Source organism: Arthrobacter glacialis, assembly GCF_002909415.1.
Lineage (GTDB): Bacteria > Actinomycetota > Actinomycetes > Actinomycetales > Micrococcaceae > Specibacter > Specibacter glacialis.
In genome coordinates this window covers 293679-314783 of the sequence record NZ_PPXB01000004.1, presented here as the reverse complement: position 1 = coordinate 314783, position 21105 = coordinate 293679, and the positions used below count along the sequence as shown (strand labels likewise).

The 21105-nt window shown below is 61.8% G+C and carries 18 protein-coding genes; 8 read left to right on the top strand and 10 right to left on the bottom strand.

All coding sequences use genetic code 11. The features are described 5' to 3' along the window. Window positions 1-89: 89 nt before the first annotated feature. The 3 genes from rsgA to CVS28_RS06705 are packed head-to-tail and all read right to left on the bottom strand — an operon-like array spanning window position 90 to window position 3063. Window positions 90-1208 (bottom strand): ribosome small subunit-dependent GTPase A, encoded by a 1119-nt coding sequence (rsgA, locus tag CVS28_RS06715; protein ID WP_103464608.1) that lies wholly within the window; start codon window positions 1206-1208, stop codon window positions 90-92. Between the two features lie 4 nt (window positions 1209-1212). Continuing rightward, a complete protein-coding gene (aroA, locus tag CVS28_RS06710) occupies window positions 1213-2541 on the bottom strand; it encodes a 3-phosphoshikimate 1-carboxyvinyltransferase (protein ID WP_103464607.1) in 1329 nt (442 codons plus the stop codon). Window positions 2542-2547: 6 nt separating this feature from the next. Further along, the gene (locus CVS28_RS06705) at window positions 2548-3063 is read right to left on the bottom strand and encodes a DoxX family protein (RefSeq protein ID WP_103464606.1); all 516 of its coding nucleotides are present in this window, start codon (window positions 3061-3063) and stop codon (window positions 2548-2550) included. 205 nt (window positions 3064-3268) lie between these two features. Between CVS28_RS06705 and CVS28_RS06700 the strand changes: the two genes are divergently transcribed. Then, window positions 3269-4048, top strand: a complete 780-nt coding sequence (locus CVS28_RS06700; protein ID WP_103481060.1) for a sigma-70 family RNA polymerase sigma factor — start codon at window positions 3269-3271, stop codon at window positions 4046-4048. 2 nt (window positions 4049-4050) lie between these two features. After that, entirely contained in the window at window positions 4051-4311 is a 261-nt protein-coding gene (rsrA, locus tag CVS28_RS06695) for a mycothiol system anti-sigma-R factor (RefSeq protein WP_103481059.1), read from the top strand. Window positions 4312-4317: 6 nt separating this feature from the next. On the opposite strand, the gene CVS28_RS06690 is transcribed toward rsrA, so the two are convergent. The 6 genes from CVS28_RS06690 to CVS28_RS06670 all read right to left on the bottom strand — a co-directional run bounded on the left by CVS28_RS06690 (window position 4318) and on the right by CVS28_RS06670 (window position 11235). Beyond that, window positions 4318-4860 (bottom strand): group III truncated hemoglobin, encoded by a 543-nt coding sequence (locus CVS28_RS06690; RefSeq protein ID WP_207797171.1) that lies wholly within the window; start codon window positions 4858-4860, stop codon window positions 4318-4320. Window positions 4861-4962: 102 nt separating this feature from the next. Then, window positions 4963-5037 (bottom strand): 50S ribosomal protein bL37, encoded by a 75-nt coding sequence (locus CVS28_RS20420; RefSeq protein ID WP_370739471.1) that lies wholly within the window; start codon window positions 5035-5037, stop codon window positions 4963-4965. 91 nt (window positions 5038-5128) lie between these two features. After that, window positions 5129-5737, bottom strand: a complete 609-nt coding sequence (locus CVS28_RS06685; RefSeq protein ID WP_103464604.1) for a PadR family transcriptional regulator — start codon at window positions 5735-5737, stop codon at window positions 5129-5131. Further along, window positions 5737-6561 (bottom strand): DUF4097 family beta strand repeat-containing protein, encoded by an 825-nt coding sequence (locus CVS28_RS06680; protein ID WP_103481058.1) that lies wholly within the window; start codon window positions 6559-6561, stop codon window positions 5737-5739. Before CVS28_RS06680 ends, CVS28_RS06685 begins: the two co-directional genes overlap by 1 nt. A 169-nt stretch (window positions 6562-6730) precedes the next feature. Continuing rightward, window positions 6731-7330, bottom strand: a complete 600-nt coding sequence (locus tag CVS28_RS06675) for a GDSL-type esterase/lipase family protein (RefSeq protein WP_103464602.1) — start codon at window positions 7328-7330, stop codon at window positions 6731-6733. An 83-nt stretch (window positions 7331-7413) separates the two neighbouring features. Beyond that, complete coding sequence (locus tag CVS28_RS06670; RefSeq protein ID WP_103464601.1) at window positions 7414-11235, bottom strand: multifunctional oxoglutarate decarboxylase/oxoglutarate dehydrogenase thiamine pyrophosphate-binding subunit/dihydrolipoyllysine-residue succinyltransferase subunit; 3822 nt, start codon at window positions 11233-11235, stop codon at window positions 7414-7416. Between the two features lie 323 nt (window positions 11236-11558). Here CVS28_RS06670 and guaB1 point away from each other — a divergent pair, with 323 nt between their 5' ends. Next, complete coding sequence (gene guaB1 / locus CVS28_RS06665) at window positions 11559-13058, top strand: GMP reductase (protein ID WP_103464600.1); 1500 nt, start codon at window positions 11559-11561, stop codon at window positions 13056-13058. Between the two features lie 101 nt (window positions 13059-13159). Here guaB1 and CVS28_RS06660 read toward each other — a convergent pair whose 3' ends face one another. Continuing rightward, window positions 13160-14203, bottom strand: coding sequence for a LacI family DNA-binding transcriptional regulator (locus CVS28_RS06660; RefSeq protein ID WP_103481057.1), 1044 nt, complete (start codon window positions 14201-14203; stop codon window positions 13160-13162). A 283-nt stretch (window positions 14204-14486) separates the two neighbouring features. Between CVS28_RS06660 and CVS28_RS06655 the strand changes: the two genes are divergently transcribed. The 5 genes from CVS28_RS06655 to CVS28_RS06635 all read left to right on the top strand — a co-directional run bounded on the left by CVS28_RS06655 (window position 14487) and on the right by CVS28_RS06635 (window position 21095). Beyond that, entirely contained in the window at window positions 14487-15335 is an 849-nt protein-coding gene (locus CVS28_RS06655) for a sugar phosphate isomerase/epimerase family protein (RefSeq protein ID WP_243399744.1), read from the top strand. A gap of 66 nt (window positions 15336-15401) precedes the next feature. After that, complete coding sequence (locus CVS28_RS06650) at window positions 15402-16409, top strand: Gfo/Idh/MocA family protein (RefSeq protein ID WP_103481055.1); 1008 nt, start codon at window positions 15402-15404, stop codon at window positions 16407-16409. 266 nt (window positions 16410-16675) lie between these two features. Then, window positions 16676-18202: an ABC transporter substrate-binding protein gene (locus tag CVS28_RS06645; protein ID WP_103464596.1), complete on the top strand. Its 1527-nt coding sequence runs from the start codon at window positions 16676-16678 to the stop codon at window positions 18200-18202. Between the two features lie 98 nt (window positions 18203-18300). Continuing rightward, window positions 18301-19242, top strand: a complete 942-nt coding sequence (locus CVS28_RS06640; protein ID WP_103481054.1) for an ABC transporter permease — start codon at window positions 18301-18303, stop codon at window positions 19240-19242. After that, a complete protein-coding gene (locus CVS28_RS06635) occupies window positions 19239-21095 on the top strand; it encodes a dipeptide/oligopeptide/nickel ABC transporter permease/ATP-binding protein (protein WP_103481053.1) in 1857 nt (618 codons plus the stop codon). The genes CVS28_RS06640 and CVS28_RS06635 overlap by 4 nt, the downstream gene beginning before the upstream one ends. Window positions 21096-21105 lie beyond the last annotated feature (10 nt).

The following is a 21105-nucleotide window of genomic DNA, read 5'->3' as shown; positions in this document are numbered from 1 at the left end:
CCGCGAGTCCAGCGCATAAGTGTTTATGCACAGGACTCGCCATGGGTTCAGCGCATAAGTTCACTGCGCCCCGAGCCCGGCCAGCACAGCTACTCGATGATGCCCAGTTCCTTTTCCGCGGCGCGGCCCTCTGTCCTGTCGCTGGTGCCCAGCAGGCGGCGAAGCGAGGCAAGGCGGGCCGGTCCGGCGTCGCCGGCGAGCCCTGCAGCCACATAGGGGTCCAGGCCGCAGTTCACCGCGACACTGTCATGCTTGCAACCGCGTTCACAGTCGTCCGTGCCGGGCTGCAGATCGGGGAAGGCTTGGAGGATCCTGTCCGGGTTCACGTGGGCCAGTCCGAAGGAGCGGATGCCGGGGGTGTCAATGATCCAGGAGCCGGGCTTGCCGTCCTCGATGCGCAGAGCAAGCGCCGATGAGGAGGTGTGGCGCCCGCGGCCCGTGACGGCATTGACGCCGCCGGTTGCCCGCCGCGAACCCGTCAAGGCGTTGACCATGGTGGACTTGCCCACGCCGGAGTGGCCCACCATGACGCTGACCTTGCCGTCGAGGTAGCTGTGCAATTGCTCCACGGCACCGCCTGCCAAGAGGGCCGAATCGCCGTCGTCGCTGCGGGCGTCGATGCCTGATGCGCCGTCGGCAGCGGTCCGGCTGATGATGACAGTCATGTCGAGGTGTTCGTAATTGGCAAGAAGCTCCGAAGGGTCCTTGATGTCCGTTTTGGTGATCAACAGCAGCGGTGCAATGCCGGCGTCGTATGCGGCCACCAGGGCCCTGTCGATGAAGCCGGTACGGGGCTCGGGGTTGGCAGCGGCCACCACGATGACCAGTTGGTCGGCATTGGCCACCACCGCCCGCTCTACGGGATCGGTGTCGTCGGCACTGCGGCGCAGCAGCGTTCGGCGTTCCTCGATGCGAACCAGCCGGGCCAAGGTATCCGGCTTGCCCGTGACATCACCCACCAGTGCCACAAAGTCACCAGCGACCACTGGATTGCGCCGCAGTTCCCTGGCCCTGGCGGCGATCAGGGTGCGTTCGGTGGACTGATTCTCATCGATAATGGCTGTGTAGCGTCCGCGGTCAACCGTAACAATGCGGCCAATGATGGCTTCCTCGTAAGCGGGCCTGTCCTTGGTGCGCGGCCGGCTGCCCTTCTTGTTGGCCCTGACCCGGACGTCGGATTCGTCCCAGTTGCTGTAGTCCTTTGCCATGCCCTTACGCTCTGGCCGCTGTTGTGTCGGCCGCTGCAGTCTGTGACACCATGGCCGCCCACATGGCCGGGAAATCGGGCATTGTTTTGGCGGTGGTGCCAATATTTTCAACCTCGACGCCGGGCACGGCCAGGCCGATGATGGCGCCAGCCGTGGCCATGCGGTGGTCGTGGTAGCTGTGAAAAACGCCGCCGCGGAGGGGGGCCGGGGTGATGATGAGCCCATCCTCGGTTTCTTCGGCATTGCCGCCCAGGGCGTTGATTTCAGCAACCAAGGCCGCCAAGCGGTCAGTTTCGTGCCCGCGCAAGTGGGAAATGCCGCGCAGGCGCGACGGGGTTGAGGCCAGAGCGCAGATGGCTGCCGTTGACGGTGCCAGCTCACTGGTGTCGGCAATGTCCACGCCGTGGATCTCAGGGCCGCCGGTCACTGTCAAAACACCGTCTTCGAGGGTCACCGTGGCGCCGAACTGGGGCAGGATTTCACGCCATTTGTCACCCACCTGGGTGGTGTTGGCGGGCCAGTTGGGGATACGCACGGTGCCACGGGTGGCCAGTGCGGCAGCCAGGAACGGGCCGGCGTTGGAGAGGTCTTGTTCCAGCACCACGTCAAAGGCGGCGACGGGGCCGGGCGCGACGATCCAGTGGTTCGGGGTGGAATCGTCAACAACAACACCCACGGACCGCAGGATTTCCACTGTCATGGAAATGTGGTCAACGCTAGGTACGGAATCGCCGGTGTGCTCCAGGTGCAGGCCCTGGACAAAACGCGAGGCGACCAGCAACATGGCAGAAATAAACTGCGAAGACCCGCCGGCGTCGATACGCACGTGGCCGCCCTCAACAGCTCCGGTGCCGTGCACGGTGAAGGGCAGGAAACCGTCCCCGCCGTCTTCGACCAGCACTCCAAGTCCCTCCAACGCAGCCACAAGGGGAGCCATGGGGCGAACAAGGGCCGCGGGATCGCCGTCGAACCTTACCGGGCCGTTGACTAGGGCAGCCAGCGGGGGGACAAAGCGCATCACCGTGCCGGCCAGGCCGCAGTCCACCAGGATGCCGCCGTCGGGTGCCGCAAAACCGGCAGGAATGGGTGTGACCACAAGATCAGGGACGCCGCCGCTGCCGGGAACTTCGGCAATGCCCGCACCCATGGCACGCAGGGCGCCGATCATCAGATCAGAGTCGCGGGACTGCAGGGGTGCGCGCAAGCGCGATTGGCCGTCGGCAATGGCGGCGAGGACAAGATACCTGTTGGTCAGCGACTTGGAGGCCGGAATGGTGACTGTGGCATCCAAGGGTTTTGTGGAGAAGGGTGCGGGCCAATGGGCTGCGGTCATGGGTAATTACTGTCCTGTCACATCGTGAGCTAGCGCGCGAACTGTCTTGTCCGCATTCTTCAATTGCTTGTGGGTGGTCTTCTTGCCGGATGCGATCAGCTTTTCCGCACGCCAAGCCAAGCCGGGGCGTCCAGCCGTGTCCACGCTTGCCAGCAGTGCCCCGCCGATCAGGCCAATGTTCTTGGCCAGCTGGTTGCGGCGGTGGGAACGGTTTTCCTTGCTGGTGGGCTCGGCGTTGCGATATTCCACCACAGTGGTCAGGCCAGCCGTCACGGCGAGCACCACAGCTGCTGCGCGGGAGGATTTCCCCGTGGCCAGCAAAATGCCTGCACCTACCTGGGTCCCGGCCAGCACGCGTGCCAGGGTCTTCTCGCTCGCCTCCATGGGCAAAGCGGCGCTGAGCGGTCGCAGAACGGGGCTCAATTGCGCAGCCGTCTGGTCTGCATGGCGCAACCGGTCAAGGCCGGCGAGGATGAACGATGATGCCAACATGGGGCGGGCAAGTGCGCGAACAATGGACAAGTAGGCCTCCTTGGATGTGCTCTAATCTTCCCGCTGACTTTTCTACTGGCCAAACGGAAAGCTGGTGCTGTATCTAAGTCTCCCACGTCTCTTTCGCTGATGCCGTGTTTGCGGAATATCCGACGTCGTTCGCGGGTTTAGTAGGTATGTGACAGTTCCCGTGGGGGTTGGCTGCACGGACAAATCAATCGAAGGAAAGGCGGCAATGCAGACACTGAGCCATCCGGCACCCCTGAAGCTGAGTCTGAGCATAGACTCAACAGTGATGAACATTTCCGAGCCTGAGCAAACCATCGATTCAGCCGTTGCGAGCCCCGACGCCGAGCAACCCACTGCGAAGGAGCCAGCCGTCGTGCGGGCCACTGACGTGGAGGGGGTGGACGTTGTCACCGAAACCACCGATCAGAGGCGTGCGCGCTTTGAACGTGATGCCATGGTCTATGTTGATCAGCTGTATTCTGCAGCCATGCGTATGGCACGCAATCCCAGTGATGCCGAAGATCTGGTGCAGGAGGCCTACACCAAGGCGTTCTCGGCTTTCCACCAATACAAGCCTGGCACCAATCTAAAGGCGTGGCTGTACAGGATTCTGACCAACACGTACATCAACCTGTACCGCAAGCGCCAGCGTGAGCCGCTGCAGTCGAATTCCGACAGCGTTGAGGACTGGCAGCTGGCCCGGGCAGAATCGCACACCTCGCGCGGCCTGCGCTCGGCCGAGGCAGACGCCCTGGACCACTTGCCGGATTCAGATGTGAAGAACGCTTTGCAGGCCATTCCGGAAGAGTTCCGGCTCGCGGTGTATTTTGCCGACGTGGAAGGTTTTGCGTACAAAGAAATTTCAGAGATCATGAACACCCCCATTGGCACCGTGATGTCGCGGTTGCACAGGGGACGGAAGCTTTTACGAGATATGTTGGCCGACTACGCCGTGGATCGCGGCTATGTCAAGGACGCCACTCAAATGACGGAAACGGAGAAATAATCATGGGCGACTGCCAAAGCCTCGGAGATTGCGACGACGAACGGGTCGGACGGATCTACGAGTACCTCGATGGGGCGCTGTCCCTCGATGACCTTGCCGAGATCAAGGCCCACCTGGACGGCTGCGAGGACTGCGCGCACCAGTATGACCTGGAATGCGTGATTCGCACGGTTGTTAAGCGTTCCTGCAAGGAAGCGGCTCCGGAAACACTCAAGGCAGCTATTTTGGCCCGCCTGCACGAGAGCAAGCCTGCGTCAGTCTAGGCCAGCTCAGCCGCCGCGTGGTTCACTGCCTGCCCCGGCAGCACCGGAACCGGGTTCCGGCCGCAGGGTGATGGTGCTGTAGGCGCTGGCCGGACGGCCGCTCACGCGGCGGTGCATGGAGCCTGCGATCACATGGGCTTGGGCTTTTGCCAGTTCGGCTTTTTCGCCGGCAAAGAGACTGTCCACGGTGTGGCTCCACAGCCGCAACCACCTGTTGAAGTGCTCCAGGGTCAGCGGTTCCTTGGCAGAGATATCAAAGTGGATCTTCAGCGCATTGCGTTGGTAGAGCCCGGCCTTGAACAGTACAGTTTGCCAGAAGTCGGCCATGATGGGCAGATGTTCTGCCAGGTCCATCTGCACCACCTCGGTGAAGATGGGCCCAATGAGATCATCGGCAAAAGCCTCATTATAGAAGGCCTCCACCAATCGCAGGATGTCCGCGCGGTTGTCAATGTCAGCCAGCTGCGACTCCGGCTCAGGTGCCCCTGCAGGGGCGTAGGCGAGAAGGTGCGACGCCGTTCTTCCGGACTTGGTCGGTGAGATGTCCATGACTCCAGCCTAACCTTGGCCTGATCTTCTCGTGTCTTGGCAAAAGTACAAAAGCCCGCCCCGCCACATGGCTGAGCGGGCTTTTGCTTTTTACGTCAAGATTTACGTGTTGGGACGCTTACCGTGGTTAGCGCCGCCCTTTTTACGATCCCGACGCTTACGTGAACGCTTCGACATAGCTGTCTCCAATCATCTAGAAAGACCTTTAAAAACGATCCTTACCCATTTTGGCATAAATGACTCTTGCGTGCCTAACCGAGGGCCCCGGTCACTTCCTCAACGAGGCGCGGATGGCAATGGCCGACTGATTCAGAACTGTTCGCATCGTCTCAAGCGCCAACTCGTCCATTCCGTTCCGGGCGGCGTGCAGGCGCAAATCCAAACGAAGGTCGTCGCGGAATTTTTGCAGCAGAAACTCGGCCTCCTTGAGTTGCCTGCCGGTGACTGCCGTTTCGCTGTGCGGGGTTCGTGCTGCCTGGCGGGCTTGGGTTTTGGCGTTTTCGGCGGTGGCTGCCAGATCTGCCCGCAGGCTGCGCATGTTCTCCTGGAGATCCACACGGATATCGTCGGCGAGCCTGCGCACGGAGGCGGAAATGCTTGCCTGCACTTCCGTCAGCTCATGGCGGCGCTGTTCAAGCTCGACCCGTCCGGCTGGCGTCAGGGAGTAGACGGTGCGCCGCCCCTCCATTGTGGTTGCCAGCAGCCCCTCCTCCTGAAGTTTGGCCAGCCTCGGGTACACGGTGCCGGCGCTGGGGGAGTAGGTGCCGCCGAAGCGGTCTGTCAAGGCCCGGATGATCTCATAACCGTGTTGGGGCCCCTCCTCGAGAACGGCGAGCAGGTACAGGCGCAGGGCGCCGTGGGCGAAGACGGGAGGCATTAGTTCTCCTCCTTGGTCAAGGAGATGTCCAGATGAGGTTCTTCCGGGGCGTACACCATTGAGACAGCTCCGGACACTGTCGAGGTGTGGGCAATGAGCAGTGGGGTGGCCGGGCCCGTGGAGACCGTGGTGCTCTGGCCCAGGTTGCCGTGCCGCTCCCCGTCCACTAGCAGGGTCCCCGAGGCGCTGGTTGATGTCACGTGGACGCCAACGGTCCTGGGCAGCCGGACCGTGACGTCACCAGAGACAGATTTGGCCTTCAAGGTTAGGGGTGTGCCGTGCAGGTCGAAGCTGACGTTGCCGGAAACTGTGCTGGCCCGGACGTTGTTCAGTTCCCCCGAGGCCATGACGTCCCCTGAGACGCTTTTGGCCACCAAGTCGCCGCGGTGGTCACGGGCAATGATTTCCCCGCTCACGGTGTCCAGGGTGAGAAGCTCCTCGGTGGCGTCGGCCATCAAGGAACCAGTGACTGTGCGCAGGGTCGTCTTCGCGCTGCCGCTGACCATGCCATCGGCGTTGACGGTGCTTGCAGAGACAAATGTTCCTGGCGGAACCGCAATGCTGATGACGGCACTTGCGCCCTGTTGAAAGTTGATCAGCCGCTGCAACCAGTTGGAGGCATTGAAATGTTCCACCTTCAACGTTCCGTTGCTGAAGCGCACCTCCAGGGGTTGGCCCTCCACTTCGGAGATTTCCAGCGTTGCTTTTGGCCCCTCCGTCACCACAATGTCAAAGCGCCCCTTGACCAGGGCCACCTTAACTTCGGCAACTCCGGCAAATTCAAGTGTTTGCGGGTCGCTAATGGACCACAAATCCTGATTCATTGCTGCTCCTTCATTCGCGTTATATCGCGTCCATGTGAAACACGATATAAGGCGTTGCGCCACAAAACAAGATATATCGCGAAATAAAAAATGCCGAACGGGCAGTAGTTGTTGATGTTCCGGGGAAACATCAACAACTACTGCCCGTTCGGCGGAGAGGGGGGGCGGGCTAGGCGGACTCGGGCAGGTCCAGCCACTGGTACCAGCCGCGGTGCAGCACCAGCCACGCCATGAGGCCGTAGCCGGCCTGGCCGGGGGTGCCCGCGTTGGCCGCCACGTCATTGCGCCACTGCTCGTGGTTCTGCAGCGGTGCAAAGGTGTCAACGTAGTGGTGCTTGCGCCGCGTGGTGACATCGGCAAAGGCTGCGTTGAGCTCGGCCAGTTTCCGGTTCAGCGCAGGATCCAACGACGGCGGCGGGCCCACCACAAACACGGGAATGTTCAGCTGGGTGGCGCCATCTAAGATGTTGGCAAGATTCAGCCGGCTTCGGGCGGTGGAGAGACCGTACTCGATGTCTCGGCCGGAGAGACCTATGACCAGCCGGTTCTCGTGGAAATCATCAAATCGGCGCCCGGCCTCGTGCAGCCAGCGTCCCGCCAGCGCCTCGGTGCCCTCGCGCGGGCACGCCAGGACAAACGGCTCAACCGTGATGGTGTCCTGTGGAGTCCTTGCCAAAACCCTGCCCAGCCAGCCCAGTGCGCGGGGATCGCCCACACCTGCAACCAACTCGTCCCCCACAGCCACAATGCGCAGTTCCCGCTTGTCCACGGCGCCCCTTTCATTCCTACAAATTTTGAAGTCCAAAGAAAAGATGCCCGGCCTGATAATGCAGACCGGGCATCCATGGTGTTCTAGCTACGCTCGAACGCCTGCTTGATCAGCAAGGTCTGTTCGACGGCGTGGTTCTTTGCAGAACCTGTTGCTGTTGCCGCTGACGCCGGGCGTGAAACCCGGCTCAGCTTCTGATCCAGCTCGGGTGCCAGGTTCAGGCCCATGAACGGCCACGGCCCCTGGTTGGCAGGTTCGTCCTGAGCCCAGACCAGCTCGGCATTGGGGTACTTTGCCAGCTCAGCCTTGATCTCCTCCAGCGGCAGCGGGTACAGCTGCTCCACACGGATGATGGCAGCCTTGTTGTCCCCGGCCTTCTCGCGTGCCGCGAGCAGGTCGTAGTACAAGCGGCCGGAGACCAGAATGACGCGGTCCACAGCGTTGTTCTCCAACGCAGCATGCTCGCCGATGACCGGGCGGAAGCCGCCGGTGGTGAAGTCCTCCACCGAGGAAGCAGCAGCCTTCAGGCGCAGCAACTGCTTCGGGGTGAAAATGATCAACGGCTTGCGCGGGCGGCGGTAAGCCTGGCGGCGCAGCAGGTGGAAGTGCGACGCCGGTGTGGTCGGGTTGGCCACGATCATGTTCTCTTCGGCACACATCTGCATGAAGCGCTCGATGCGTGCTGAGGAGTGGTCGGGGCCCTGGCCTTCGTAGCCGTGCGGAAGCATCAGCACCAGTGAGGAACGCTGGCCCCACTTCTGCTCGGCGGAGGAGATGAACTCATCGATGATGGTTTGCGCACCATTGACGAAGTCACCAAACTGGGCCTCCCACACCACCAAGGCGTCGGGACGTTCCACGGAGTAGCCGTACTCGAAGCCCATGGCAGCGTATTCGCTGAGCAGGGAGTCGTAGATCCACAGTTTGGCCTGGTCTTCGCTCAGGTCGCGCAGCGGGGTCCAGTTCTTGCCGTTGGCACGGTCGTGGAATACTGCGTGGCGCTGCACGAAGGTGCCGCGGCGTGAGTCCTGGCCGGCCATGCGGACCGGGACGCCTTCAAGCAGCAAGGAGCCAAAGGCGCTCAGTTCGCCAAAGCCCCAGTCAATGTTGCCCTCGCGGGACATGGCCTCACGCTTTTCCAGCAAGGGCTTGAGCTTCTGGTGAACCTCAAAGCCTTCCGGGATCGCCATGTGGACGGAGCCGATCTTGGCCAGCATTTCGGCGCTGATGGCCGTCACCTGGGGATCGTTCACGCCGGAATCGCTTTGCTGCGCAATGGGGCGTTCCAGATCGGAAACCGCCGCAGCATCCTTGGTGACGATCGGGATGGGGGAGGTCTGGGCTGCGTGCGTTTCAGCAAACACGCGTTCCAGGCGTTCCTGGTAGTCACGCAGCAGCTGCGTGGCTTCCTCTTCGGTGATGTCGCCGCGACCAATCAAGGCCTCGGTGTACAGGCGGCGCACTGAACGCTTGGCCTCGATCAGGTTGTACATCAGCGGCTGGGTCATCGAGGGGTCATCACCCTCGTTGTGACCGCGACGGCGGTAACAGACCATGTCGATGACAACGTCCTTGCGGAAGCGCTGCTGGAACTGGTAAGCCAGCTGGGCCGTGCGCACCACAGCTTCGGGGTCGTCACCGTTCACATGGAACACGGGGGCCTGGATCATCTTGGCCACGTCGGTGGAGTACACCGAGGAACGCGAGGACGACGGCGCCGTGGTGAAGCCAACCTGGTTGTTGACAACGATGTGAATGGTTCCACCTGTGCGGTAGCCGCGCAGCTGGGAAAGGTTCAGGGTCTCTGCAACAACACCCTGGCCGGCAAAGGCGGCGTCACCGTGAACCATGATGGGCAGCACGGGGAAGTTCTCGCCCTGGTCCAGGCGGTCCTGCTTGGCGCGGACAATGCCCTCAAGGACGCCGTCAACGGCTTCCAGGTGGGACGGGTTTGCGGCGAGGTAGACCTTGGTCTCGTTGCCGGCGTCGGAAGTGAAAGTGCCCTCAGTACCCAAGTGGTACTTCACATCGCCGGAGCCCTGCACGCTGCGAACGTCCTGGGTGCCCTCAAATTCGCGGAACACCTGTGCGTAGGTCTTGCCAGCAATGTTGGTGAGCACGTTCAGGCGGCCACGGTGCGCCATGCCAATGGCAACCTCGTCCAGGCCGTCGTCGGCTGCGTCGGAGATGATGGAGTCCAGCAGCGGAATCAAGGATTCGCCGCCCTCCAGGGAGAAACGCTTCTGGCCAACAAACTTGGTCTGCAGGAACGTCTCAAACGCTTCGGCAGAGTTGAGCTTGGAGACAATGCGCAGCTGCTCTTCGCGGCTCGGCTTGGAGTAGGGGTGCTCCAGCTCATTCTGGAACCATTCACGCTGCTCGGGTTCCTGAATGTGCATGTACTCCACACCCGTGGTGCGGCAGTACGCGTCACGCAGTACGCCCAGGATGTCGCGCAGCAGCAGTTTCGCTTTGCCGCCGAAGCCGCCCGTGGGCCACTCGCGGTCAAGATCCCACAATGTCAGGCCGTAGGTGAGCACGTCCAGGTCGGGGTGCTTGCGCTGGACATACTCCAGCGGATCGGTGTCAGCCATCAGGTGGCCGCGCACTCGGTAGGAGTGGATCATCTGCTGGATGCGGGCAACCTTGTTGATCTCATCTGCCGGGTCAACCTGCAGGTCAAGGCTCCACCGCACGGGCTCGTACGGGATGCGCAGGGACTCAAAGATGTCATCGTAGAAGTTTTCCGCACCAAGCAACAGCTGGTGAACCTTCTTCAAGAATTCGCCCGAGCCAGCACCCTGGATGACGCGGTGGTCATAGGTGGAGGTCAGCGTCAGGATCTTGGAGACTGCGTTGTGGGCGATGATCTTGGGGCTGGCGCCCTGGTATTCGGCCGGGTAGTCAAGTGCGCCAACACCAATGATGGCGGCCTGGCCCTTGGACAGGCGCGGAACAGAGTGAACCGTGCCGATGCCGCCGGGGTTGGTCAGTGAAACGGTGGTCCCGGAGTGGTCATCCGCCGTGAGCTTGCCGGCGCGGGCGCGCTTGATCAGGTCCTCGTAGGTGCGCCAGAACTCGGCGAAATTCAGTGTTTCGGCGCGCTTGATGTTCGGCACCATGAGCAGGCGCGTGCCATCAGGCTTGGGCATGTCAATGGCAATGCCGAAGTTCACGTGCGGCGGCTGGACGGCAACGGGCTTGCCGTCGATCTCGTCGTAGTACACGTTCATGGAGGGGAACTGCCCCAGCGCCTTGATGACGGCGTAGCCGATCAGGTGCGTAAAGGAGACCTTGCCGCCGCGTGCACGGGCAAGGTTGGAGTTGATGACAACACGGTTGTCAATGAGCAGCTTGGCCGGGATGGCCCGGACGCTGGTGGCCGTAGGGACTTCCAGGCTGCTGATCATGTTCACGGCGATGGCCTTGGCCGGGCCGCGCAGCACAGTCTGGACAGCCTCTTCAGGAACGGCATTGTTCTTGGCAGACTTGGGCAGCTGGGCCGGGATGGGGGTGGTGCCGGTGCGGGCCGCATCCTTGGCGGGTGCCGGCGGCCGCGGGGCTGCCGGTGCCTTCGCCGCGGCAGGAGCAGCAGCGACCGGCTGGGCCGTCTCGGCAGGAACCTCAGCGGCAGGTGCCCGAACAGCGGCGGCGGGTGCCGGCGTCGTACTGGCAACTGGTGTTGCGGCTTGAACTACCGGGATCTGGGCCGTGATGGGCGTGGCGTGACTAGCCGTGTGGCGTCCGTTGCCCGCTGCGTCATCGGCAGCGAAACCCTCAAAGAGTGGCCACCATTTGGCATCTACGGAACTTTTGTCGCCCTTGTAGCGCTCATACAGTTCATCGACGAGCCACTCGTTGCCGCCAAATTCTTCGGGTAGACGGTGGATGGATTGCTCTGGCACGTGTATTACGCCTCTTCCATGAGATCTTGTTGCCCGCTGTGCAACCTTGCGCATGGCGACGGCACCCGAATCTGGCGGATGCTGACGGCGCAAACTTGCGTAGCCTATTCGAAAGTTGGTTGGGGTCCAACAAACCCGTTCCGCAGTAAGTCTAGTAAGCAATTTAGCTTGTAGGCCAATCTGTGATGTGGCGCGCCCTGATCAACGCTCAAAAGTGCGTCATTTTTGCGGTGAATGGACGGATTAGCTGGTTAGACTCAAACCCGGGCGGCCCTTGGATCCGACTGGCGGCCGCCGACTGTCCAACAGTTGCAAGGAGTGCCATGCGTTTTCTTAACCAACCAGCCACCGATCTGACATATTCAGATGTATTCCTTGTCCCGTCGCGTTCCACCGTGACCTCACGGCTGGACGTTGACCTGTCCAGCGGTGACGGCACCGGCACCACCATTCCCCTGGTGGTTTCGAACATGACCGCCGTTTCGGGCAAACGCATGGCCGAAACCGTTGCCAGGCGTGGCGGCATGGCCATACTGCCGCAGGACATTCCCCTGGACGTGCTAAAAACCGTCACAGAGTGGGTCAAACAGCGCGACTCCCTCTATGAGACACCGTTGTTGATGGGGGCCGGGGACATTGTCATTGATGCCGTGCACCTGATGAGCAAGCGTTCACACAACGCCGTGGTGGTGGTTGATGGCAACGACTTTGTGGGGGTGGTGCGGGGGGCCGACTGCGAAGGCGTGGACAGGTTTTCCTCCCTTGCCTCGGTGATGCGTTCCAATGTGGTGACACTTGATGCGGCACCCTTTGATGGGATTCGCGCCCAGGCCGATGCCGGCGTGCTGGACTACGCCGCGGCCAAGACGCTCACGGATGAGGCCCTGCGCCACGCCTTTGCCGTGCTGGATGCCGCCGGAACCGACTACGCGCCTGTTTTGCGCGGGGGTGAGGTGGTGGGTGTGCTGACCCGCACCGGCGCCCTGCGCTCCACCATCTACCAGCCTGCCCTGGACGATTCCGGCCGGCTCCGCGTGGGTGTTGCCGTGGGCATCAACGGCGATGTGGCGGCCAAGGCGGCTGCCCTGCTGGACTACGGGGTTGACGCCCTGGTGGTGGACACCGCCCACGGCCACCAGGCAAAGATGCTCGATGCCCTGCGCGCCGTGCGTGCCTTGGCCCCCGCGGTGCCGGTGGCCGCCGGCAACGTTGTCAGTGCCGCCGGCGTGCAGGATCTGGTGGAGGCCGGTGCAGACATTCTCAAAGTGGGGGTCGGCCCCGGCGCCATGTGCACCACCCGCATGATGACGGCTGTTGGCAGGCCACAATTTTCAGCCGTTTTGGAATGTTCGACGGCGGCTGCGCCGTTGGGTGCGCACGTCTGGGCCGACGGTGGCGTGCGCTACCCGCGCGATGTGGCCCTGGCCCTGGCCGCCGGCGCCAGCCAGGTCATGATTGGTTCCTGGTTTGCCGGCACCTACGAAAGTCCCGGAGACTTGCAGACCGATGCCGGCGGGCGCCTGTACAAGGAGAGCTTTGGCATGGCCTCGGCCCGGGCAGTGCAAAACCGGACCTCGGGGGACCAGGCGTTTGAGCGTGCCCGCAAGGGACTCTTCGAGGAGGGTATTTCCACCTCCAAGATGTACCTTGATCCGGCCCGGCCGGGGGTTGAGGATCTCCTGGACATGATCACGGCCGGGCTGCGCAGTTCCTTCACGTACGCGGGTGCCGCGTCGCTGGCACAGTTCCGTGACCGGGCCATTGTGGGGGTGCAGTCGGCCGCCGGCTATGAGGAAGGCCGGCCGCTGCCGCAAAGCTGGTAACCACGCTGCCTCTTTGCCTGCCGAACGGGCAGTAGTTGTTGATGTTTTGGTAAAATATCAACAACTACTGCCCGTTCGGCAGGCACGGCAGGGGTGGGAGGCTAGGTCCGGACAGGGCCTGTGGACCCCCGGATGGTGAGGTGGGTTGGCAGGACGGACAGGCTGCGCGGGAGCAGCCCCCGGCCCGGCTCAATCTGGCTCAGAAGCATGGTGACCGCCACCCGTCCGGCCTGTTCCACCGGAGCAGTGACGGTGGTCAGCGGTGGGCTGCAGAAGTCGGCGCCGAAGATGTCATCGCACCCAACAATGCTGATGTCCTCGGGCACCTTGACACCACGGGCCTGGAGCCGTTGGAGCATGCCGATGGCCAGCAGGTCGTTGAAGGCTATGCCAGCGGTGGCACCGGAGTGGACCAAGGCGTCCGCCGCGGCAGCACCGGCGTAGGTCCGCGGGGCGAAGGGGCCCAGCCGGACAACATCCACGCTGCGTACCTGCGCGGCCGCGGTCAGCGCCTCCCAGCGGCGAATATTGGAACTTGAGGTTTCCGGACCCCCCAGATAGGCGATGTGCGAATGGCCCAGGGAGATCAGGTGGTCAAGTGCCTGGTTGGTTGCCGTGGGCGTGTCCAGAACAACTGATGGAACGCCGGGGACGCTCCGGTTGATGGTGACCAGCGGCATCTTTGCGGCAACCTGCGCCAGGGCATCGTCGGAGAGCCGGGATGCTGTCAGGATGATGCCGTCAGCCGTGTTCTGCAGCTGCTCAATCGTATTCACCTCAACCTCGTCGGACTCTTCCGTGTCCACCAGCAACTGGGTGTAGCCGGCGGCCTTGAGCTGGAGTTGGGTGCCGCGGATGATGTCAAAGTAGAACGGGTTGGTGATGTCGGCAACCAGCACGGCAACGGCCTTGGTTCGGCCCGAGCTCAGCGCCTTGGCTTGGGCATTGGGAACGTAGTTCAGCTGCGCGGCGGCTGCCTCGATGCGGGCGCGGGTGCGGAAGTTGACCCGGGCAGGGGTGGACAAGGCCCGCGAGACGGTTGAGGCTGCGACTCCGGAAAGCGCTGCGACATCGTGAATCGTTGCAGGCTTCCGGGGCAGGGCTCCTGAGCCGGCATCCGGGGTAGTGCTGGGGGGAGCACTCATGGGGCACGTCCTTGTGGGGGAGGGTCGTGGCGCTGCGTTGCACCAACGGTCAAAATGTGATGGACAGCACTGTCCTAATCGCAAGAATACGGATAATGGCCAGAAATGGCAATCGGTTGTCATTGAGTTGTATCGGCGCTAAACTTCACAGCATAAGGGCGGCGTGTGAAATGAGTCACCGGCACCATCAAGGAGAATGCGGCATCTGCCGCAGGTCAGCCCGGATGGTGCGGCGCAAACCGCACGGCAACAAGTGACACACCCACCCAACCTGGAGGCACCCTTGACCAGCACCTCAAATCCCACCTGGGCTCTTTCCGGCTTCGGCGACGAAATTGACCCCGATCCCAAGATTCAGGCGGCAGTCATGCTCGCCTTGGGCGCATCGCACATTGAGGTGCGCAGCGCCTGGGGCGTCAACGTTGTTGAACTATCTGAGGCCCAAGTGGCTGAACTGAAAGCGATCCTGGACGAGTCGGGACTGAAGGTTTCCGCCGTGGCCAGCCCCATCGGCAAGGTTGATGCCAGCCTTCCGGCAGCCCACGAGGTGGAGCGCCTGCGCCGCATCATTGACGTTGCCAAGGCCCTGGACACCCGCTACATCCGCATGTTCTCCTTCTTCCGGGCCGAGGACAAGAGCCCCGAGGACATTCGCGACGCCGTCATGGAACGCCTCACGCTGCTGGCCGCCGAAGCCGAGAGGGCCGGCGTGGTGCTCATCCACGAAAACGAAAAGGACATCTACGGTGACACTCCCGAGCGCGTCCTGGACCTCCTTCAGACTGTGAACTCCCCGGCGCTGCGCGCCGCCTGGGACAACGCCAACTTTGTCCAGGTCGGCGTCAAGCCCTACACGGACGCCTACGCCATGCTCCGCCCGTACCTGGAATACCTTCAGGTCAAGGACGCCATCGCAGGCAGCGGCGAAGTGGTCCCCACGGGCCGTGGCGACGGCCAGCTGGTGGAGACGCTGACCGCCCTGAGCCAGGACGGCTACACCGGATTTGCCTCGCTCGAACCGCACCTTGCAGCTCAGCACGAATTGGGCGGATTCTCCGGCCCCGCAGCATTCGGCGAGGCAGCTCGGGCCTTCCGCACCGCCACGGACGCGATCGGCGTAACGCTCGCCTAAACGGCCCGCCATCCCCTGCTGCGCCCCATCAGTTTGCCGCACCCACCACCAGACAAAGGAGTCACCATGCCCAGAATTGCCGTCATCGGAGCCGGAGACGTTGCCACAGTTCACTTCGAGGCGATTTCCGCCATCGACGGCGCCGAGCTGGTGGCGGTGTGTGACACCGATCCGGGCCGTTTGGCCACTGCCGCAGCGACCTATGGCGTGCCGGGGTATAGCGATCTGGCGGCCATGCTGGATCAGGTGCGCCCCGACGTGGTCCATGTCTGCACGCCCCACAACCAGCACGCCGACCCGGCCATCGCGGCGCTGGAGCGCGGCATCAACGTGATCAGCGAGAAGCCGTTGGCCAGCACCCTGGCCGACGGCGAACGGCTGGCTGCCGCTGCCGCCGCCAGTACGGCACGGATCGGCATCTGCTTTCAAAACCGCTACAACCAGGCGGTGCAGGCCATGGCGGAGCGGCTCGCCAGCGGCGAATTTGGTGCCCTCCAGGGTGGTTCGGGAACCGTGATGTGGTTCCGGGACGCCGCCTATTACCAGAACCGGCCATGGCGCGGGAGCTGGTCCGGTGGTGGCGGGGGCCTGCTCATGAACCAGGCCATCCACACCCTGGACCTGCTCCAGTGGATGATGGGAGGGGTCACGGCGGTGTCGGGCCACGCAGCCACGCATGCGCTGGGCGAGACCATTGATGTCGAAGACACCGCGGAACTGGTGCTCTCGCACGGCAACGCGGTCCGCAGCGTCTTTTACGCAACCCTTGCCAACTCTGTCAATGCGCCCGTCACGGTGGACATAGTCGCGGAGAAAGCCACCCTGCACCTGCGCGGGGACCTGACCATCACCCACGACGACGGCCGGGTGGAAGTGGTTGAAGAGCGGCGTGCCGCGTCCGGCGGGCGCGACTACTGGGGTGTCTCACACCAGCTGTTGATTGCCGACTTCTATGCCCAGCTTGGCCAGGACGGACCTTTTTGGATCGACCCCGCCGAAGCCCTCAAGACTCTGCGCATCATCAAGAACGTCTACGCCCAAAGCTACCCGGACAAGCTGGCAGAGGTCTCCTAGCAATGACCGCCAGGACGGCATTTGACGCACCTGGAATTGTCATGGATAACAACCGATTGCCGTTATATGGTGCCCAAAAATACCTAGAATCCTGAACTTTCGATGCGTGCATGTAACAATTTTCGCCATTTCATGACAATCGGTTGCCAAAATGTTGCATCGGCAGTAGCGTGTTCCCTACAACATCAAATGTGGCGCAAGACACATTGAGTTTAGACAGACCCCCAACCCTTTTGAACAAGATCTTTATGAACAAGGAGCCAACAATGAAGTTTGGTCCAAAATCCACAGTCGTGGCAGTTCTTACTGCTTCTGCGCTTGCCCTGACCGCCTGCGGCGGCGGCAGCAATAACGGCGGCGGCGCCGACGCAGCTGCCACGGCACTCACCCTGGGCACGCTTAATGATGTCCGTTCCTGGGATCCTGCCCAGGCGCACGTGGGACACCTGCTTCAGCCCTATCAGGCCGTCTACGACTCCTTGCTGCTGCGTGAACCTGACGGCAAGCTGAGCCCCATGCTGGCTACGGCGTGGAAGTATAACGACACCAACACTGTGCTGACAGTGGACCTGCGTACGGACGTCACGTTCAGCGACGGCGCCAAGTTCGACGCAGCGGCGGCCAAGGCCAATCTTGATCACTTCAAGAAAGCCAACGGCCCGCAGATGCCCCAGCTCACGGCCGTTTCGGAGGTGAAGGTCGTTGACGCTGACACCGTCGAACTCAACCTCGCTTCCCCGGATCCGTCTTTGGAGTACTACCTCAGCCAGGCGGCCGGCCTGATGGGAAGCCCCAAGGCGCTGGAAACTGAAGGCATCAAGACGGAGCCCGTTGGCAGCGGTCCGTACGTCATGGACAAAGCATCTTCCGTCAAGGATTCGCAGACCGTTTTCAATGCCCGCGAAGGCTACTGGAACAAGGACCTGCAGAAGTACACCAAACTGACTTTCAAGATCCTCGCCGACCTGACGGCCCGCACGAACGCCCTGGTCTCCGGGCAGGTGGATGCCACCCTCCTGGACCCCAAGACGGGAAAGCAGGCTGAGGGTGCCAAAATGATCTTGGCCTCGAACGAGGTTGACTGGCAGGGGTTCCTGCTCCTGGACCGCGATGGCACCAAGAATCCGGCCTTGAAGGATGTTCGTGTCCGCCAAGCCATCAACTACGCGTTTGACCGCAAGACCATTCTTGACCAGGTGCTTTTGGGCCAGGGTACGCCCACCTCGCAGCCCTTCGGCAAGGCAAGTGGAGCATGGGTTGAGGATCTTGAGAACAAGTACCCTTACGACCCGGCTAAGGCCAAGGCTTTGCTGAAAGAAGCCGGATTCGAATCCGGAGTGACACTGGATGTGCCGACGTACTCGGGCATCGAGTCACTTCTGGCGGTACTGAAGCAACAGCTGGCTGATGTTGGCATTACTTTGAACATTGGTGCGGCCCTGGCGAATACCTTCACCAGCGATGTCGCCTCACAGAAGTACACCAGCCTCTACTTCCAGTTGTTCCAAGGTGAGCCGTGGGTTGCCATTAACCAGATGGTTTCCACTAAGGCGCTGTACAACCCGTTCAAGAACACCACCCCTGAGCTGCAGGCCAAGATCGATGCCGTCCAAACAGCTGGGACGGAGGCCGGAAAGGCCGCGCAGGAAGTCAACAAGTACGTCGTCGACCAGGCTTGGTTCGCCCCGCTGTTCAGGATCAATCAGATGTACTACCACAACGACAAGGTCAATGTTGAGCCCCAGGTTCAGCAAGCAGTCCCGTCGATCTACAACTACTCCCCGGCCAAGTAATCCCAGCCAAGTAGCCTTCCAGTTCCGGCGCCCCGCCCTGTTAGGGGGAGAGGCGCCGGAACGAGGTAGCCAAACATGCCAGTTCAACGGAGCCAGCAATGATCACATTCATCCTCAAGCGCCTCGGTAGCGGACTTGTAGTCCTGCTCACTGTCTCGGTCCTTACCTTCGTCCTACTTTATGCTTCCAGCGGCAGCATTGCCCGCAACATTCTCGGAGACCAGGCAACGCCGGAGCAGCTGTTGGTCAAGGAAGCTGAACTTGGGCTAGACCAGCCACTCTTCGTCCGCTACTTTAGTTGGCTGACCCACGCACTGCGCGGTGATCTTGGTGCTTCCTGGTTTAGTTCAGAACCGGTCACCAACTCACTTGCCACCCGCATTCCGGTCACGATGACCATGGTGATCACCGCCATGATTCTGATTGCCATCATAGCCACCCTCATTGGCGTCGCTGCTGCCGTCAAACGTGGCTGGGTGGACCGGGTGGTTCAAATCGGTGCGATCATTGGTGACTCCATTCCCGGGTTCGTCATCGGCGTTATCCTGGTGACGGTATTGGCCATTCAGGCGGGGCTATTCCCCGCCACCAGCACCATTTCGCCAGGGGCTCCGCTCAACGCATGGGTGATGTCCATGACGCTTCCGGTGATCGCGTTGTTGATCAATGGTGTGACAGGCGGTGCACAGCAAATCCGCAGCGCCGTCATCAAACAGCTCGAACGCGATTACGTCCGCACGCTCCGAAGCCGCGGCATTGGCGAACGCGAGATCCTCTTCAAGCACGTACTGCGCAGTGCCGCGCCGGCCGGGCTAACAGTGCTCAGCCTCCAACTGATCGGCATGCTTGGCGGTGTGGTCATTCTCGAATCGATCTTTGCCTTGCCAGGCATGGGCCCGCTCGCCGTCACCGCAACAGCTCAGAGTGACCTGCCCGTGGTGATGGGCATCGTTATGTACACCGTCGTCGTTGTGATTGTGGTCAACCTGCTGGTGGACCTGCTCAACGGCTGGCTCAACCCGAAGGTGCGTGTCTCGTGACCGAGTCCGTCAATACCTCAGCCCTGACTCCTGCCCCCGGAACGCCAGGCCAGTCGGGGACCGTCGTTCGTTCAACGGTTCTCAAGCGACTGTTCAAGAATCCTCTCGGCATCGTTGCCATCGTCATTTTGTTGGGGATTGCTCTGCTAGCCGCTTTCGCCGACGTCCTGGCGCCCTTCGAGGAGAACTACGCCAATATCGCCAAGACCCTCGCGAGTCCGGATAGCGTCAATATTCTGGGCACCGACAGCGCCGGACGGGATATCTGGTCCCGGCTGCTCTTTGGTGCGCGGCTGACTTTGCTGTCCGCACTGCTTTGTGCAGGCGTGGCCGTGGCCATTGGCCTGCCTGCGGGCCTGATAGCGGGCTACTATGCCGGAAGATTTGAAGCAGTCTCCAACTGGGTGGTAAGCATCCTCATGAGCCTGCCTGGACTGATCGTCCTGCTCACGATCCGAGCTGCTTTCGGACCGTCGGTGTGGATTTCCATGATCGCCTTCGGCGTTCTGATCAGCCCGGCCTATTTTCGCCTCACCAGGACGGCTGTCCAATCGGTGCGCAACGAACTTTACGTGGACGCTGCCCGAGTTTCGGGGCTTTCGGACCGCAGCATCATCGTCCGGCACATCTTCTCCGTGGTTCGAGCGCCTGTCATCATCCAGACGGCCGCCATTGCCGGGGTGGCCATCGCCATCCAGTCCGGACTCGAATTTCTTGGCCTGGGCGATCCCAGCAAGGCAACCTGGGGCGTCATGCTGAGCGAAGGCTTCAAGAATGTTTATCTCAAGCCCGAGTTGCTGTTCTGGCCATCCTTTGCAATGTCGCTCACCATTGGGGCGCTGGTCCTGCTCGGCAATGCCATCCGCGATGCCATGGAAGACGGCGAGAAGATCAAGCACCGCAAGAAGCCGGCCGACAAGGCCGCGACAGCGACATCCGGCCCAAGCCCCACTGTTACGCGGGCATCCCGCAAGGCTGTTGCCGCCGTCGAATCTGGAACAGAGCACCATCTGGTCAAGGTCACCAATCTCGGCGTTGGCTACCCTCAAGCTGATGGATCCATTAAGAAGGTGGTGGATGACGTTTCCTTCCACGTTGACCGTGGAGAAATTCTCGGGATCGTGGGGGAGTCCGGCTCCGGGAAGTCGCAGACTGCCTTCTCCATCCTGGGTTTGCTGCCGGACACTGCACGCATTGTGGGTGGGGCCATTCAATTTGATGGCGACTACACCGTGGCTCCGGGCGACGATACCGTTAATCAGGATCGGCTCTCCAAGCTGCGCGGCAAGCGGATCTCTTACATTCCGCAGGAACCCATGAGCAACCTGGACCCGGCCTTCACCATCGGCTACCAGCTGGTCACGCCCATGGTGCGCGTGCTGGGCATTTCCAAGGCTGAAGCAACCAATCGGGCGATGAAGTTGCTCTCCGATGTGGGAATCACCTACCCGGACCGGACCTTCAAGGCGTACCCCCATGAGGTGTCCGGTGGAATGGCCCAGAGGGTGCTTATCGCCGGTGCCATCAGTTGTGAGCCCGATTTGATCATCGCCGATGAGCCGACCACAGCACTTGACGTGACGGTGCAGGCGGACGTGTTGGATTTGATCCGGGACCTACAAAAGCGCCTGGGCGTCGGTGTCATCCTGGTTACCCACAACTTCGGCGTGGTGGCCGACCTGTGCGACCGTGTTGTGGTCATGCAGAACGGCCGACTGGTTGAAGAAGGCCCTGTGCGGGAGATCCTGCGCAATCCGGCCGACCCCTATACCCAGAAACTCCTGGGGTCCATGCTTGAAGGCAAGGAACCCATGACTATGCTCGTCGCGGCGGGCACGGAGGCAGCACAGTGAGCACTTTCCA

Bases quoted from the DNA above. Each gene is read 5' to 3' on its own strand.
- CVS28_RS06700 (WP_103481060.1), top strand. From the start codon at position 3,269: ATGCAGACACTGAGCCATCCGGCACCCCTGAAGCTGAGTCTGAGCATA.
- CVS28_RS06645 (WP_103464596.1), top strand. From the start codon at position 16,676: ATGAAGTTTGGTCCAAAATCCACAGTCGTGGCAGTTCTTACTGCTTCT.
- CVS28_RS06650 (WP_103481055.1), top strand. From the start codon at position 15,402: ATGCCCAGAATTGCCGTCATCGGAGCCGGAGACGTTGCCACAGTTCAC.
- CVS28_RS06680 (WP_103481058.1), bottom strand. From the start codon at position 6,561: ATGAATCAGGATTTGTGGTCCATTAGCGACCCGCAAACACTTGAATTT.
- CVS28_RS06660 (WP_103481057.1), bottom strand. From the start codon at position 14,203: ATGAGTGCTCCCCCCAGCACTACCCCGGATGCCGGCTCAGGAGCCCTG.
- guaB1 (WP_103464600.1), top strand. From the start codon at position 11,559: ATGCGTTTTCTTAACCAACCAGCCACCGATCTGACATATTCAGATGTA.
- aroA (WP_103464607.1), bottom strand. From the start codon at position 2,541: ATGACCGCAGCCCATTGGCCCGCACCCTTCTCCACAAAACCCTTGGAT.
- rsrA (WP_103481059.1), top strand. From the start codon at position 4,051: ATGGGCGACTGCCAAAGCCTCGGAGATTGCGACGACGAACGGGTCGGA.
- CVS28_RS06685 (WP_103464604.1), bottom strand. From the start codon at position 5,737: ATGCCTCCCGTCTTCGCCCACGGCGCCCTGCGCCTGTACCTGCTCGCC.
- CVS28_RS06690 (WP_207797171.1), bottom strand. From the start codon at position 4,860: ATGGACATCTCACCGACCAAGTCCGGAAGAACGGCGTCGCACCTTCTC.
- CVS28_RS06640 (WP_103481054.1), top strand. From the start codon at position 18,301: ATGATCACATTCATCCTCAAGCGCCTCGGTAGCGGACTTGTAGTCCTG.
- rsgA (WP_103464608.1), bottom strand. From the start codon at position 1,208: ATGGCAAAGGACTACAGCAACTGGGACGAATCCGACGTCCGGGTCAGG.